This is a genomic window from Bartonella sp. AP40SXNS (genome assembly GCF_042195825.1).
Classification (GTDB): Bacteria; Pseudomonadota; Alphaproteobacteria; order Rhizobiales; family Rhizobiaceae; genus Bartonella.
The window spans coordinates 69,880-86,000 of record NZ_JBHIPB010000008.1; the positions used below are offsets into that span (position 1 = coordinate 69,880).

At 36.7% G+C, this 16,121-nt stretch carries 4 protein-coding genes, 1 rRNA gene and 1 pseudogene; 1 reads left to right on the forward strand and 5 read right to left on the reverse strand.

The genetic code is table 11. From position 1 onward, the window contains the following. Positions 1-313 precede the first annotated feature (313 nt). The 5 genes from rrf to ACFILZ_RS06785 form a co-directional block, all read right to left on the reverse strand. Positions 314-428: ribosomal RNA gene (gene rrf, locus ACFILZ_RS06765) — 5S ribosomal RNA — on the reverse strand. A gap of 1,349 nt (positions 429-1,777) precedes the next feature. Continuing rightward, positions 1,778-5,221 carry an autotransporter outer membrane beta-barrel domain-containing protein gene (locus ACFILZ_RS06770; protein ID WP_375610584.1) on the reverse strand — a complete coding sequence of 1,148 codons (3,444 nt, stop codon included), beginning with the start codon at positions 5,219-5,221 and terminating at the stop codon, positions 1,778-1,780. Between the two features lie 135 nt (positions 5,222-5,356). Next, positions 5,357-7,330, reverse strand: coding sequence for an autotransporter outer membrane beta-barrel domain-containing protein (locus ACFILZ_RS06775; protein WP_375610583.1), 1,974 nt, complete (start codon positions 7,328-7,330; stop codon positions 5,357-5,359). A 141-nt stretch (positions 7,331-7,471) separates the two neighbouring features. After that, positions 7,472-9,820: an autotransporter outer membrane beta-barrel domain-containing protein gene (locus ACFILZ_RS06780; protein WP_375610582.1), complete on the reverse strand. Its 2,349-nt coding sequence runs from the start codon at positions 9,818-9,820 to the stop codon at positions 7,472-7,474. A 630-nt stretch (positions 9,821-10,450) separates the two neighbouring features. Beyond that, a complete protein-coding gene (locus tag ACFILZ_RS06785) occupies positions 10,451-12,973 on the reverse strand; it encodes an autotransporter outer membrane beta-barrel domain-containing protein (protein WP_375610581.1) in 2,523 nt (840 codons plus the stop codon). 2,361 nt (positions 12,974-15,334) lie between these two features. Here ACFILZ_RS06785 and ACFILZ_RS06790 point away from each other — a divergent pair. Beyond that, positions 15,335-15,926: pseudogene (locus ACFILZ_RS06790) on the forward strand (integrase arm-type DNA-binding domain-containing protein); the annotation flags it as partial. Positions 15,927-16,121: the final 195 nt, after the last annotated feature.

The window sequence follows — 16,121 nt, forward strand, 5'->3', positions numbered from 1 at the left end:
GTTTTAAGCGCATTTTGGTATTTAAATTATTATCCTGATGTACTGTAAAACGCTGTTCTTAAAACAGTATTTTTAAAGGTATCGTGATGTGAACCGCATGCGGTGAGAAGCTGGCCGGAAGAGAACTCAGAGAAGGCGGATTATTTACAGAGCATTGTTTGCAGACTGAGTTAATAGGGAGCTTCATTTTTTAGTTTAGGGGGAGAGGCGATCAAGAGAATATTTAGACCAGCCTGTGATGCCTTAAAAACAGCTTCCTTGGGGCTGTGGTAATGTAAGGTTTATACATTGGTCTTTTGCATGCATTTAGCAGATCTGGCGGCGACTTACTCTCCCTTGCCTTAAGGTAAAATATTATCAGCGCTGGAGCGTTTCACGGCCGAGTTCGTGATGGGATCGGGTGCGTTCACTCTGCTATAACCACCAAGTTAGCAAAAAGCATGAATGATGAAGAGTATGTGATGAATATTGCCTATAAGCTTCATGAAGTATTGTCCTTTGAAGTGTGGTGATATGAAGCGGTTAGTTGCTTAAATCTATATGTTTGAGACAAAAATTAAAGCGGTTTAATATTCTCTTCTGCTGTTTTTAGTTTTTGTATACCAGATTGGAGAGAGCATCCAGATTTGAGTGAATATAGTGCGATACCTTTGTTGGCGTAATATTTGAAATGGGGAGGTGATCTTATTGGGAAAGAATAAAGAGGGTAGAAATCAGCTTCCCTTTGTACCACTGTCCTTTAATTTAGCTTATGTCTTTCAAAAGTATCTAAAGCACTATCTGTTAAATAATGAAGATTACACATTGTTTCACGCTTTTTTTATTGTGTTTTTTACTGGGGGGATGGCTTTCATACTCAACAAAATACTCAAAATAGAATGGATTTGTTATTCCTAATTCACGGCCTTGTTTTAAAGAGATATCTAAGCTCTCAAGTCTATTTCGTGATGGTGTTTGTGGGGCAGTGCAACGATATCTTTGATGCAACGGTGCTTGTGAATGGTATAATAAGAAAGTTCCCATGGAAATAATATAAAATCTATAGGGCGCGACCATCTTTATGCTTAATAAAAGAGCAAATTGATATTGTTATATTTTTCAACACTGTCATATTTTTTGTTTGATCCCAATGTTGCTACAGCCCTTGGCACTTGAGATAGTTCATTAGAGGCATTTTTAATCTTTTCTTAATAGTTTTTTATCCCCATGGCTCTTCCCTCTTGTCACTTGTAAGAAATATGGTTTTTGTTGCTTCAACATGGAACAGGTCTAAAATGAAAGAATCTAACGATATTCTGGTTTCTCATTTAACATGGAAAACAATTAATTGTCTTTATAAATCAATATCTTGTCTTATAATGGAGCTGCTGTAGCATTGAGATTTTAGAGGAAAAACATGCCTTTAAGAATTTATACCAGATACTAGTCTTTATAGCAGGTATATTAAATGCACATCATCTAAAATAAATGGAGCGTCTACAGCGAAGAAGGTGCTGACTTTTTTAAAATCCGCATGAATGCTTATTCTGTTGTGCTATAAAAACATTATCGCTTGAGGTGTGGTCATAATATAAGACATAAAAATTTTATGCGTGGGGTATTTTGATGAGAGATTGTTATGGTATTCAGTTTTTTATTCAATACGCAAAAGAAATATTATAAGTCAAAATCTTCTTTGATGTGATAATGATTTTTGAGAATTAAAAAATGTATAAATTTAAATAAAAAAGCAGCACTTTGTGCTGCCCTTTTATTTAAGTTAAAATTAACTTCTGCTTTAGAAACGATAACGTATCCCGCCAGAAAAATTGGTGCCAGATACACCGGCTTTTTGCAGTTTTTGCCGATAGCTGATATCGGCGTTTAGTACGATATTTTGAGAAAGATATGCATTCACCCCCATGCCTCCCTCAACTGAAGAGCCGGTAGGATCAACATGAAAGGTATCAGCAATTTTTATTGTTTTACCATCGCCAAAAGTTCTGATAACATTCATTTTACCATAGAAGGAAACAGCCTTGTTTTCTTCAACAGCCATTATCGTTTTTGTTAAACGTCCACCAAAACGGATCAACCATTGATGTGGATTGCCCATGTCTACTTTTAAGCCATTGGTATCTGAGAAAATATCAAATATGAGATTTTGATAAATGAATTGAGCTTGTGGTTCAAAGACCAGCCCTTTTGTATCGGTTGCTAATTTCTGACCAATGGTTGCAGATATATTAAGCATCTCGGTACCATCTAATTTTGCGGCATTCCCAACAAGAGCTGTGGTAATATTTCCTTTTAAGGTTCCGTAAGAAAGAAGAGCGTTGACATATATACCATTGCTATGCTGGATGCCGCTATAAGCGGTAAGTGACCATTTATCAAGCGTTGTCTTTTCAGAATCTTGCATCTCTTTTGGCGTAAAGGCAAGCTTTCCGTACGTTCCTAAAAGACCAAAATATGCGCTTATGTCTTTGCTTTCTAAGGCGGCTAATATGCCTCCTAATTGTAAGGCAGTATAGTTTACATCAGCACCATAACCATAGTGCAGTGGATCGCGGTTGGAAGATAGGGTGACCTTCTCGCCGTAGGAAGAGAAAAAGATACCATTCTTTTTATTGTCTTTTGCCCCAAATACTGTTGTGCGCATATTGTCTAACAACGTGTTTTGATTGTTTACATCAGTAAATCCAGCAGAAAATAAAGTATTAGATATGGTTAAATAGTTTGCTACCTGTGGTAAAAGGGCTCGAACTTTTTTGTCTTTATCAATGTAGGCATTCTGTAAGCGGAAATCCCAAAAATCATGATTATTTTTGCCAAAAAGATTTTGGCTCTCATGAGATGTTCCTGGTTTATAGCCTGTGAGTACATATTTATAAGGTTGTTCACCTATTGTCGTATAGTTTCCTGCTAACGTGAAGGAATTTTCATTTGCTTGTCCGGAAACTTGAATGATTGAAATCCCATGTGTCCCTAAAGGAAGTGACGCCATGCGTTCTTCCCAAATAGCAGAGCTATCGGTTTGGAGATTGATGTGAACAACAGTACTCCCTGAGACATCGCCATTAATCACAACGCGATCAGTTTGTTGTTCCGTGATAGGAGAATGTTTATCCCATTGAGTGTTTACATAAATCTCTGCAAGACCCGCTGTACTATAAACCGCTGCTGTGTGAGTTGTTTCGTCTTCTTGCGAAAGATTAGGTCCTATAAACAGAGTTTGATAATGTCCCTCCACTGGCTTGTCAAACATAATGACACTGTTTGTAAGGTGCAATTCAGAAAGATTAGAGTATGATTTTTCATCAACACCAAACTGTCTATAGTCATTTAAAATATTATCATTATTTGTGACATTTTTATTCGCCTTTAAAAGCCATTTCGTCCTCTCTTTTAGATCAAAAACTGTTCTATTATCTTCAGAAGTTCTTACCCGACCTTCTAAAGAAGAGTGGTTTGCAACTAATGTAATGGTGTTTGTGGAGGCACTTTCATTCTTGATATTTTTTAATAAAATATCGGCATGAACTTCTGAATTTTTAAGGTTGACTTCTCCGTTTACGCCTGTTCCATAAAGGTTGATACCGCTACCATGTTCAACGAAAAGCTTTGTATTCTCTAGGGTTACTTTATCAGCAATATTGGCTACATCTTGTTCTTGAACGGCATTGGTGTTCTTTTTAGCATTGCGTGTATATCGTTTTCTAGGGGCATTATACGGATTGTTGCGGAAAATAATACCGTCTGCTTCATAATTTCCCGTGACATGTACGCTTGAATCCTTAAGTTTTATTGTGCCCTCCATGTTTACCAAAGCAGCTGTTTCTGCTGTTGCAGTAATGCCTGTAGCATCAATTTCTCCACCATCTGATACGCTTAGTGCAACAAAACGCGCATCAACTGTTCCCCCGATCATGTTGACTTTTGAATTATTTCCCTCTGCATGTACAGCAAAACTATTGTCTTGAATTTTTTTGTTATGTAACGTTATGGTCTTACCGTTTTTAGCTTCAACTCCAGCGCTTATATCCTCAATTTGTGTAGACTTTTCATATTGTTTTATTGGTGATATTGGTTTTTCAATCTCTGGTTTTTCAGACATTTTTTGTGCAGATGAAGATTGCACTGGCGCTGGTTTTACAGATTTTGGTGGTACCTGTAATGCTGGTTTTCCAGTTTCTATTCTTAAAGATGTTTGCTGTATGCGTTCTAACTCTTTAGGCACTGGTGATTGTTCTGCTGTTGGTCTTGTAATGCCCGCCTCTGTAGATTCAGAGTTTCCAGATACCTTTTGGGCAGATGTGGGTTGTGTGGGCGTTGGTCGTACAGATTCTGGTGATCGTGATGATGTTGGCTGTGTGAGTTCTGGTTCTTTAGACGTTGGTGATAGCTCTGTTGCTGGTTTTGTAGATTCCGCTCTTGTAGATTCAGAGTTTGCAGGTGTTGGTTGTAAATTGGGTGCAGATTGTGTCGCTTCTGATTGTGAAGAGACAGCAGAACTTGGAGGCGTCTTTTCGCTGGAAGAATCTGTAGAAGAGGTGGTGGCTCCTGAACGCCTTCTCGATTTTGCTTCCATTCCTGTTGTTGAAGCTGTTCCTTTTGTTAAAAGTATCCTTGTTGTTGCAGTTTCTTCTCTCGTTGGAGCTATTTCTGTCGATGGTGATTGTGTAATATCGCTTTGTGTGGCTGTAAGGCTAGACTGTAAACTTTCTGTCGTTTTAGTTTTTGATGTTTGTATACTTTCTCGAGCATGCCTAGGCTTTTGTTTTGAGGAAGAAGTTGTATTTTCAATGGTTACATTTGGGAATGTCGTTTTTCCTTTAGAATTTTGAGAAGAAGCCTTGGACGTTTCTGTGTTTTTAGGGGGTGTTTCAGGTTGTGTAATTGTTCCAGGTTCAGAAGATTCTGTGGAGGTTTTAGGCTTTGTAGGGTGTTCAGATGATTGGGGGTGTGTTGAAGAATGTGTCGTTTCTCCATATGAAGAGCGTGTATATCTCCTTAATTTTTCTCCAAGTTGCATGTGAGGAACGACAGTGCTTGTAGGAGTAGACTTTGTAGGTTCATTTCCGGTAGGATGAGGGGGGATGATCGTTTTTTTGGAGTCAGATGTTGTCGGGGGAGAAGAGAGATCTATCGTTGGAGTCATAGCATGAATAGCATAAGACAAACTGCTGGAAGAATAAAACAAAACTCCGGAAACTGTGTATAGTAAGAAGCTTTTTTTCATATGGATGTATTCCTAAAATATTTCCCCCTCTCTCATAAAAAGTAAAACTTTGACCTCATTATGTCTCTTTTGTAAGAGACAAAACGAAACATAATGAGATCTCTTCATATTTCAAGATAAGGAATACAAGTATTTTTAAAAGTGATAGCGCATTCCAGCGGAAATATTTATTGCAGAGATGCCAGCTTTTTTGAATTTATGTTGATAGCTGAGATCACTATGAAGCTGAATATTTTGTGATAAGTGTGTGTGAATACCAAAACCACCTTCGATTAAAGATCCCATAGCTGCAAGCTGAAAATTTTTACTAAAAGTTTTGATCATGTTCAGTTTGCCGTAGAAAGAAACAGCATGTCCTTTGTTTTGCGTTAAACGTCCGCCAATACGGAGCAGCCATTGATAAGGATTACTTATGTCTATTTTAGAGTTATCGTCATCTGAGAAAGAGCTCCTATCTGATAAAGAACCAAGCATGAGACGTTGATAAACAAGTTGTGCTTGCGGTTCTAGGATTACACCTTCCAAACTGGTTGACAGTTTTTGACCAACAGTTGCAGCGGCTCCTAATGTTTTACTATTCTTCACTTTTGAGGTATGTTTGATGAGAGTTGTAGCGTGATTTTCTTTGAAAATTCCGTAAGAGAGAAAGGCACTTGCATAGATGCCACTGTCATGCTGAATATTTCCATATGCGGTGAGTGACCATTTATCAAACATATTTTTTTGAAAGCTCTCCTTGTTTTTAGGAGTAAAAGACAGTTTCCCATATGTTCCGAAAAGACCAAAGTTGCTGCTGATATTTTGATCTTTTAGCGCTATTAGTGTTGCTCCTGCTTGCAATGCAGCATAGCGAATATCTGCTTGGATACCATCTTGTTTTGCTTGAACCTTAGAAGAAAAGGTGCTTTTATTGCCATAAGAGGATAAGAAAACGCCTCTCTCTGGATGATCTTTGGGCTCAAACATTGTTATTTGCATATTGTCTAACAAGATATTTTGATTGTTGACATCACTAAACCCAACAGCAAACATCGCAATAGGCATGGTTAAAGAACTTTCTCCTTGTGGTGTAAGAGTTGTGCTTTTTGCTGTTCCATCAAGAGAAGTAGAAGCTGCGGTTGCTTTATCATCATCTGTAAGTTTAGAGGTGCTCTCTGTAGCCGCGGTAGCAGTATTCTCAACCTTTGGGAGCAATTTCATATGCGCTTTTTCTGATGTATTAAGAGTCGTTTTTGATTCCGAGGAAGTGGTGTTTGTTTGGGGATCAATATCAGATTGCGAATTTTCATTTATTGTAGGCCGTGTAATTCCATGCTTTGTTCTTGTGGATGAAGTGCTCTTTGGAGGAGGGGATGTTTTTTCTTTTCTCTCCACGTTGGTTATTCCATCCGCGTTCAAAGTCTCTAATACTGCTTTGCGTAAAGTATTGGAAAGTTCCTTGTTTTGTCCTTGTAAGGCAGTATCCACTTGTGCCGCCTTATGTAATATTTCTGCTGTATTTTGCAGTTTGTGCCAATCACGATTGTCTTGGCTTACCCATTGTTGGTGTGCAGCATTAACACGCTGTTGGTTATCAGCTTCAAGGATTGCTGCCGCCTTTACGGTATCGGAAACTGCTTTGTCGTAGCCACGTAATAAATTTTCTCTTGTTTTTAATCGATTCTGACGTAATTGTCCAAGTTTTGCTCTGGCTTGCATCATGATTTGCATATCTTGATGGTGTTTGTTTGCCATGGCTTGGGCACGTATATTATCCATTTCACGGTTCACCACGTTTATATGAGCACCAGAACCATAACGACCTGCACCTGCAAAAGAGCTGTTAATCGTATCTCTTACACGATCCATATGATTTTCAAGTGCTTGGTTGAAGTGCGCATTATCTTCCATCATGGCGCCAGAGGCTATCTTTTCAAGATTTTTTTCTGCTTGTGTTGGTGTGTTTATTAAATCAATGGCATGGCGATATTGTTCAGGTAATTTCATAATCCCTTCAATGGCATGGCGTTCCTGGGGGCTTAGAGCAGAGGCGGTGCTGGTAGATGTGAAATTAAAAGAAGAAAAAAATAAAGCACAAGCGGCTGTACATAACAAAAGATTCTTATGCATAGAGATGTTCCTTAAGATATTTTCTTTATTTTGCTAAAAATGAACCACTTTTTGACACATTACGATTTTTTGTAATGTAGTTAAGCAGCACTGTTTTCATCTCAGCGCTGCTTATGTGTCAAAAGAGAAAACTAAAATTGTTTAAAAGCGATAACGCATTCCTCCGGAAAAATTAATTCCAGAGAACCCAGCTTTTTGAAGTTTATGTTGGTAATTAACGTCAGCATGAAGTGCGATATTTTTAGAAAGTTGCGCGTTAATGCCAAGCCCACCTTCAAGAGAAGAGTCCATAGAATCAAGATGGAAAGAATCAACAATATCAATTGTATTTTTCTCACCAAAAGCTTTAATGACGTTCAATTTACCATAAAAAGAAAGAACACGATCTTTTTCAATAGGAAGTATTGTTTTTGTTAAACGACCTCCAATACGGACCAACCATTGATGAGGGGTCTTTATATTAACTTGGAAGCCATCAATATCTGAAAGAGTGCCAAAGGCAATATGTTGATAAATAAGTTGTACTTGTGGTTCAAAGGACACCCCTTCAACACCAGTTGCTAGTTTTTGTCCAACGGTAGCTGATATATTTAATGTATCCGTATTGTTTAATTCTGTGGTGTTGCCGATAAGGGCTGTTGTAATATGTCCGTTTAAAATGCCGTAAGAGAACAGTGCATTAATATAGAGACCATTGTCATGGTGGAGATTTCCATATGCCGTAAAGGACCATTTATCCAGTATGCTTTTGTCAGAACCTTCCATGTCCTTTGGCGTAAAAGCGAGCTTTCCATATGTGCCTAAAAGACCAAGATTCGCGGTTATATTTTGATTTTCTAACGTTGTTAATGTCATGCCTGCTTGTATAGCAGCATAGTGAACATTAGCACCATAACCATATTCCAATGGACTACGGCTGGAAGATAACGTCATCTTGTTGCCATAAGTCGATAAAAATATCCCTTTTTGTTTATGACCTTCTAATCCAAAAACTGTTGAATGCATATTATCTAACAGTGTATTTTGATTGTTTATATCAGCCAAGCCAGAGGAGAATACTGCATTATGCATAACCAAATAGCTTGCCATTTGAGGAACAAGAGCTTTGATTTTTCCTTCATCATCAAGAGTCGCATTTTGTAGACGGAAATCCCAAAACTCTTCACTTTCTTGCAAAAGACTTTGCTGTTTGTCAGCTCTCCCACGGCTGGATGTTGGTCCATAGCCATTTAATACATATTTATAGGGTAATCCATCCATTGTAGTGTAGCCATTTACCAGCGTGAAGGCGGCTTCCTCTGCTTTTCCAGACACCTGAACAAGTGAGAGACCACGCGCATTCAAAGGAATGGAAACTTCATCATCATCGAATGGTTCTGCACGCTTTGAAAGATTGTTGAAATAGATCGTTGTGGTGCCTGAGACATTACCATGAACGAGAACACGGTCAGTTTTTTGTTGTTCTTTTATAAGACCATTACTCCATTCGGTATTAAAGTAAATCCTTGCGTTGCCCAATGCATTGTAAACCGTTGTTGTATCGAAGCTTCTGTTTTGCTCTGCTTTTGCAGCTTCAGCTATTGGCTGTTTTCCCACATGCAAGGTCTGATATTGATTGTCTGCTAGTTTATGCGGCGCATTAAATATAATAGAGCTATTATTAAGGTTCAATACTGAGACAATAGACTGTGCACGTTGTTTAATATCAGTGAGCAAGTATCCTTTAGACCTGTCAAATTCTTTGTCTACTTCAAATTGACTAATCTTTAGGGACCACTTGCTGTTATTGTTGAGAGTAAAAATCGTTGTATTTTGAGGTAAAGTCTTTGCTCGTCCTTCTATAATCGAATTGTCAGCGCTTAATATAAAAGTGCGAGGATCGATATCTTTTGAGTTTTCTGGGATTTTATTTTTTAATAATATATCAGAACGAATTTCTGAACTTTTAAGTTCTACCTCAGCAACAGATTTTGCATAATCTGGTCCTAGAATACCAATACCATTTTCAACAAGAAGTTTTGTGTTGGTAAGAATTGCTTTATTGATAACTTTTTCGCCCTCTTTTACTTGGGAACTTGGGATGTAATCAAAAAGGATACCACGACTTTTGTGATGTCCGGAAACATTTATGATTGAATCTTCAATATGGATGATGCCGTTTGAAATTTCTAAACCACGGGAATTTGATTTTCCTACAGTTTTTTTAGCATGAATACGTCCACCTGTTGTTGCGGTAAATAAATTTGAGTCTGAACGCATTGTTGAATTTGTAATGGTGATAAAGGCTTTGTCATCAGCAACCACTGTTGTATATGCGCTGCGGATAAAAACGTTATTAAAGGTTTTTTCTTCTCCTGCTTTATCCGCACGAGCCATAACCATTGTAGGAGCTGATGTATTTGCATAAGTTGAACCGAAATGAGAAAAAATCAAAGTTCCAGCAATTGTACATAACAAAAAATTTTTCTTATAAATATATTTCTTACACATAGATATGCCTTTAGTATTTGGTATGCTTTGATGCTTACTTCATTCCCCTGATGGCGCAAGTACCCAGACAGTTTCTATATCATTATGTTTTTATTGTAAACAACAAAACGAAATATTGCGTCCTGTTCTTTATCGTTTAAAAAATGATCTTAGAAGAGTTTTTAAAATAGAAATTGCAGTGAGCAACTATGAATTGCAGAAAAGCTAGATTGATAAGTATTCCGTTTAAAAGTGTTAAGAAACAAAATATTTTGCAAGGATGTTTGTTGCTTAAGGCTGTTGTTATGAAAACTCTACAAAATTTTTGGAGAAGCTGTTGTTGTGTGCTTACAAAAAGCTTTTAATTGATTTTCTTACACAGAGAATTATTTATTACGTGTTTTAAAATACAAAAAATTTTATTAAAAGCATTTGATTTTTATAAATCAAAAAGGCAGCTCTCTTGAGAATTCAGTATTCATTTAGAGATAACAGATTTTATTACATTTGGTTTGAGTGAGATTAATTGGCTCAAGAAAGGTGGTAGAAAGATCGTTATTGACGGTTCTTTCCGATAGATTATAAAAAGGCAGCTCATTTGTACTGCCTTTTATTAAAATGAATAGAATATAAATTGTTTTTTGCTTTTTCTTAAAACTGATAGCGTATTCCGCCTGAAAAGCTTGCTCCAGATATACCTGTTTTTTGAAGCTTATATTGATAGTTAACATCAGCATGAAGTGCGATATTTTGTGATAATTGTGCATTTACACCAAGTCCACCTTCAAGGGCAGCTCCCATAGAATCAAGGTGGAATGATTCACCAATCTGTATCGTACCATTGTTAGAAAAAGCTTTAACAATATTCAATTTACCATAGAAAGAAAGAATATCGCCGTTTTCAATAGAAAGCTTCGTTTGCGTTAAGCGTCCACCAACACGCACTAAGTATTGATAAGGATTTCCCATATCCACATCAAAACCATCGACATCTGAGAGTGTGCCAAGCATGAGACGTTGATAAACAAGTTGTGCTTGTGGTTCAAAGACCAATCCGTTCCTACTGGTTTCGAATTTTTGTCCAATGGTTGCTGATGCACTGAATGTATCAGCATTTTTCAATTCTGCAGTCTTTCCTATGAGAGCTGTGGTGATATCTCCCTTGAGCATTCCATAGGAGAAGAGTGCATGGATGTATATCCCATTATTATGGTGCAGCCCACTATATGCAGCAATTGACCATTTATTGAGTGTACTCTTGTCAGCACCTTCCATGTCTTTAGGGGTGAAAGCTAATTTCCCATATGTCCCTAAAAGACCAAAATTGGTGGTCATGTTTTGATCTTCTAGAGCTGCTAATGTAATGCCTGCCTGTAAAGCTGCATAGTGAATATCGGCACCATAGCCATATTGTAATGGCGTACGGTGAGAGGATAATGTCATCTTATTTCCATAAGTCGAGAATAAGACTCCTTTGTTTTTATGATCTTTTGTCTCAAAGGTGTTTTCCTGCATCGAGTTGAGTAAAGTGTTTTGATTGTTTATATCAGCCAGTCCAGCTGAGAATAGTGCGTTAGGCATGGACAAATAGCTTGCCACTTGAGGAACGAGAGCTCTGATCTTTCCCTCATTATCGAGAGTCTCATTTTGCAAGCGAAAATCCCAGAAATTTTGATTTTTTTCCAAAATGTTTTGTGTGTTGTTTGCTTGTCCAAGGGATGATGAACCGGTATTTTGCGCTTCTTTCTCTTTTGGTGAAACGCCTTCAATCATTTTTCCTGATTCTGATATCGTATAGATTGTGTAGTCTTTGAGGGTATTTTCTTTTGATTCTTGTGATATTCCGCTAAAATGACTTTGTGTGCTATCGGCTGTCCCATGGCTGGATGTTGGACCATAGGCTTTGAGTATATATTTATAGGGCAATCCCTCCATTGTGGTGTAGCCGTGTGCAAGTTTGAAGGAATCTTCATTTGCATTTCCAGAAACTTGAATGACTGAAAGACCACGCATATTCGAGGAAACAGAATCTTCAGCTTTTAATATCTCACCTTTCGCAAGGTTCTTGATATGGACTGTTGTGCTGCCTGATACATCACCATGAATAAGGAGGCGGTCAGCTTTTTGCTGTTCTTTTACTAGACCATCACTCCATTCAATATTAAAATAAATTTTTGCATTGCCTGTGGCATTGTAAACTGTATTATAAGTGCTTTCTATATCGGGGATTGTACTTCCCTCAGGTCTACGAACCTCAGCTGTTCGCCCTACATGCAAGGTATGATAATGATCTTTTTCCCGCCCTTGCGGTACCTTAAATATGATAGAACTATTATTAAGATTCAGTACTGAAACGGTAGAAAGGGCTCGTTGTTTAATATCACTGAGCTCATAGTTAAACGTATTAAAGTCAGTATCGACTTCCTCTTGAGAGGTCTTTAAGTACCATTTGCTCTTGTTATTCAGAGTCAAAACCGTTGTATTGACTTTTAAAGTTCTTGCTCGTCCCTCTATTGTTGAATTATCAGCGGTTAATGCTAAAGTTACAGGAAGAGTATCGTTATCATAATATTTACGTTTCGTTTTATTTCTCAATAATACGTCAGATCGAATTTCTGAGTCTTTAAGTTGAACTTCAGCAACGGCTTTTGAGCAGTAGGGACCAAGAATACCGGTACCGTTTTTCACAAGAAGTTTTGTATTGCTAAGAACAATCTTATTGACAACTTTTTCTCCACTTTTCAGTGAAGAATCTTTTGTTTCATAAAAAACGATACCACCGGCACCTCCTCGTTGGACGGTTATGGTTGAATCTTCGACGTCGATTATACCATTCTTTGTTTCTAAACCTTTATACACTGTATTGACTTCAATTTCTTTAGCACGAATGCGTCCACCTGCTGATACAGAAAGTGCAGACATTTCCGTGTGTATTGTTGATTTTACAATTGTGATAGCTGCTTTATCATGCGCTAATATTCCAGGTCCTTTATCGCGGACAAGAACATTATTTAAAGTCTTTTCTTCTCCCTTATTTAATTCAATCTTCCCCAAAATTCCAGGAGTTTCAGGAGCCGATGTATTTGCATAAGTTGAACCGAAATGAGAAAAAATCAAAGTTCCAGCAATTGTACATAACAAAAAATTTTTCTTATAAATATATTTCTTACACATAGATATGCCTTTAGTATTTGGTATGCTTTGATGCTTACTTCATTCCCCTGATGGCGCAAGTACCCAGACAGTTTCTATATCATTATGTTTTTATTGTAAATAACAAAACGAATTATATTGATGGTGTTCTCTATGGTTTGAAGTTTTGCTTCAGAAAAACTTTTTTCATGATCATAAAAAGTTGAGAAAAGTGGATTTCATAAAACCTCGCTTGGTTAAGCTTATGCTAAAAGCACTATGAAGTATGATATTTAAAAATTGTCTATTAAAGATAATCGCTATAAAAGCTCTATAGTGTTGAGATGTATTATTTGATGCACTAACCAAAACGATCAGCAAATTTTTTCTGCTATAAGAAGAAGAGATGAGGGGGGCTATTCACAGGCTTTCTTTAAGGAGGCTAAGGGTAGCAAAGCCTATTTTTCTAAGGAAGCACAGCCCATTTCGCGACGGTGTTCATGAATGCTATAACGCTAAAGCCGTAGAGTTCCATCATATTTACGCTTACGAAGGAGCAAGCCGATACCTTTACGCTTAATAAAAGAGCAAGCCCGTCACACATTTTGCTAGCTCTCAATATTTGTGATAAGCCCTTGGCACTTGAGACAGTTCATTATAGGACTTCTCAGGCTTTTCTTATATAACTTTGCTTCACACGCCAGCCCTGCTTGTAATGTGCAAGTGAATGATTTTGATTAGTTCAACATGGAACAGGTTTTAAATGAGAGAGATTACGATATTCAAGATTTTAATTCAATATGAGTAATGATAAATTATCATTATAAATCAATATTTTGAATATTCAATTTAAAACATCTTTTATTGATATAAAAAGAACTTTATTGAGTGATTTCATTTTATAAATGAAAAAATTAGCTTTCTTGAGCATTTTGTATATGAAAGATAAAGCGCTTGTTGTTAGATTTTCTTTTCATGCATTAATTTTCTCAAAACTGTTTGTTTAGAAGAACCAGCAATGGAAGTGTAAATAAATCTTTATAGATAGCGACAACACATCGTAAAGAAAGAAATTATTTTATTGCTATAATAGATTGTAAATAAAAAAAATACAGTCCGTTTTTTTGTTAATAGTAAACGGATTAATATGCTTATTTTTTTATAATTTTTATATTAAAATTGGTAGCGTATTCTATCAGAAAAACTTGTCTCGGCTACACGTCTTTTAAAATTTTTTCTGATAGTTTACATCAATATAGAGAGTTAAATTGTGAGATAATTGTGTATTGTGCTAAACGCACCTTTAACGGCAGAATCTATCGGATTAAGGTAAAAATGAATACCAATCTGTTTAGTATCATCAATATCAAAGTTTTTTAAGGAAGTTCACTTTCTCATATAAGGATGGGGTACGGTCTTCTACGGTCCTAACAATAGTTTTTGTTAGATACCTACTTATCCGGACTAACTGGGGTGGCTGTCTGATTTAATTTTAAGATTATCAATATGTTAAAAGTCGTTAAAAATCAAATCATTAGCACACAAATTATGTTTGTGGTTCAAACGGTTAGTTCTCTGATTATTTTTTGCAAATTTTTGACAAATGATTGTTGAGGCAATTAACATTTTTACAGCATAACTTTAATAGTATTTTTATAGAAGTTTTAGAGATATTTGCTGTCTAGATATCATAAGGGAAGAGAGTGTAGCCATATGAAAACACTGTTATGCTCTTATATTATAAGCTATGATTGATTATTTATCCGGTATGTTTTTTTCATTTTCTATATCCTTTGGAATAAATGAGAGTGGCTGTAGGTTTCCTATCTGTTTTAAATGTGCAGTGGTTAACTTTTCATTTTTCTAATATCATCTTTGCTTGGACAGCTCCATGGTGCATATTTGCACCATATCTATCTTCAAAGAAGAGCATAATTGAACGGTAAAGTTGTTGTACTTCCATAAGTGAAAAAGCAAGAAATCTTCTATTTTTTAAGATTTATTCTTAATGCTGTTATCTTTATATTATCTAGAAATACACTTTGCTTAGCTTTATGGGAAAATTCGATGATGAATAGCTGCGCAATCCATGTGAAGAGGAAGAAAAGCGTATTTAAGTAGAAAAGAAAACACTTCAGGAAAAAATGGATTTCATGTACGAAAAGGCAGCATACTTTGTGACATATTCTAGATAAAAATACCTTATCTTTTATCTTGATAAAAATGGTATAATATACTGATTTATAATGATAATTTAGCGTTACTTTCATTGAGTTAGAGTTCTGAATAACGTAAGATTCTCTCATTTTAAACCTGTTTGTCTTAAATCAAGAAAAACCATTCTCTTGCATACCACAAGCGGGGCTGGGCGTGTGGGTAAAAAATGTATAAGAAAGGACTAAAATGGCTCTTATGAATCGTCTCAAGAGCCAAGGGCTTTAGCAACACCCACGAGCTGGAAAATATAATGATGGTGCCGGATTGCTCTTTCACAAACGTAAAGATGGGGGTACTCAATGGATTTACCGTTATACCATTCATATACCATTCATGGGCGCTGTCACTAAATGGACTTGGGTGCTTTGAGAGATGTCTCTTTAAAACAAGCTCGTGAATTGGCAAACCCAATAGCGTTCTGTTCTTCGTGATGGTCATGATCCCATTAAAAAACGTGAGAAACGAAAACGTGAGGCAATGCGTAATCTCCATTACTTAAAAAACATTGCCTTAGATGCTTTTGAAAGTCGTAAAGCTGAATTAAAAAATGATGGTAAAGATGGAAACTGGTTTTCACCTTTAAAACTCCATATTCTCCCCAAATTAGGCTGTCTGCCTATTTCAGAGATTACACAAATAGAACCTCGCTCCCATCTGTCATACAAAAGCTGGAGATGCTAATACAGCACTGATGTGTCTCAAGCTTTGTTTCAAACATGCTGCGGCGTTGGGTGTGAATGTTGATTTACAGGCAGTAGAAAAAGCAAGGGCTCTCTTAAGGAGGGATAGTGTAGTGTTATTAGGATTTATAAAGCGAAAAGGCAACACGATGTGCTGCCTTTTTTGTTAAATTAAATAGAATGAATAGGCTGTTTTGACAGTTTTGTTTTAAAACTGATAGCGTATTCCTCCTGAAAAGCTTGCACCAGATATACCAGTTTTTTGAAGCTTTTGTTGATAGCTTACATCACCA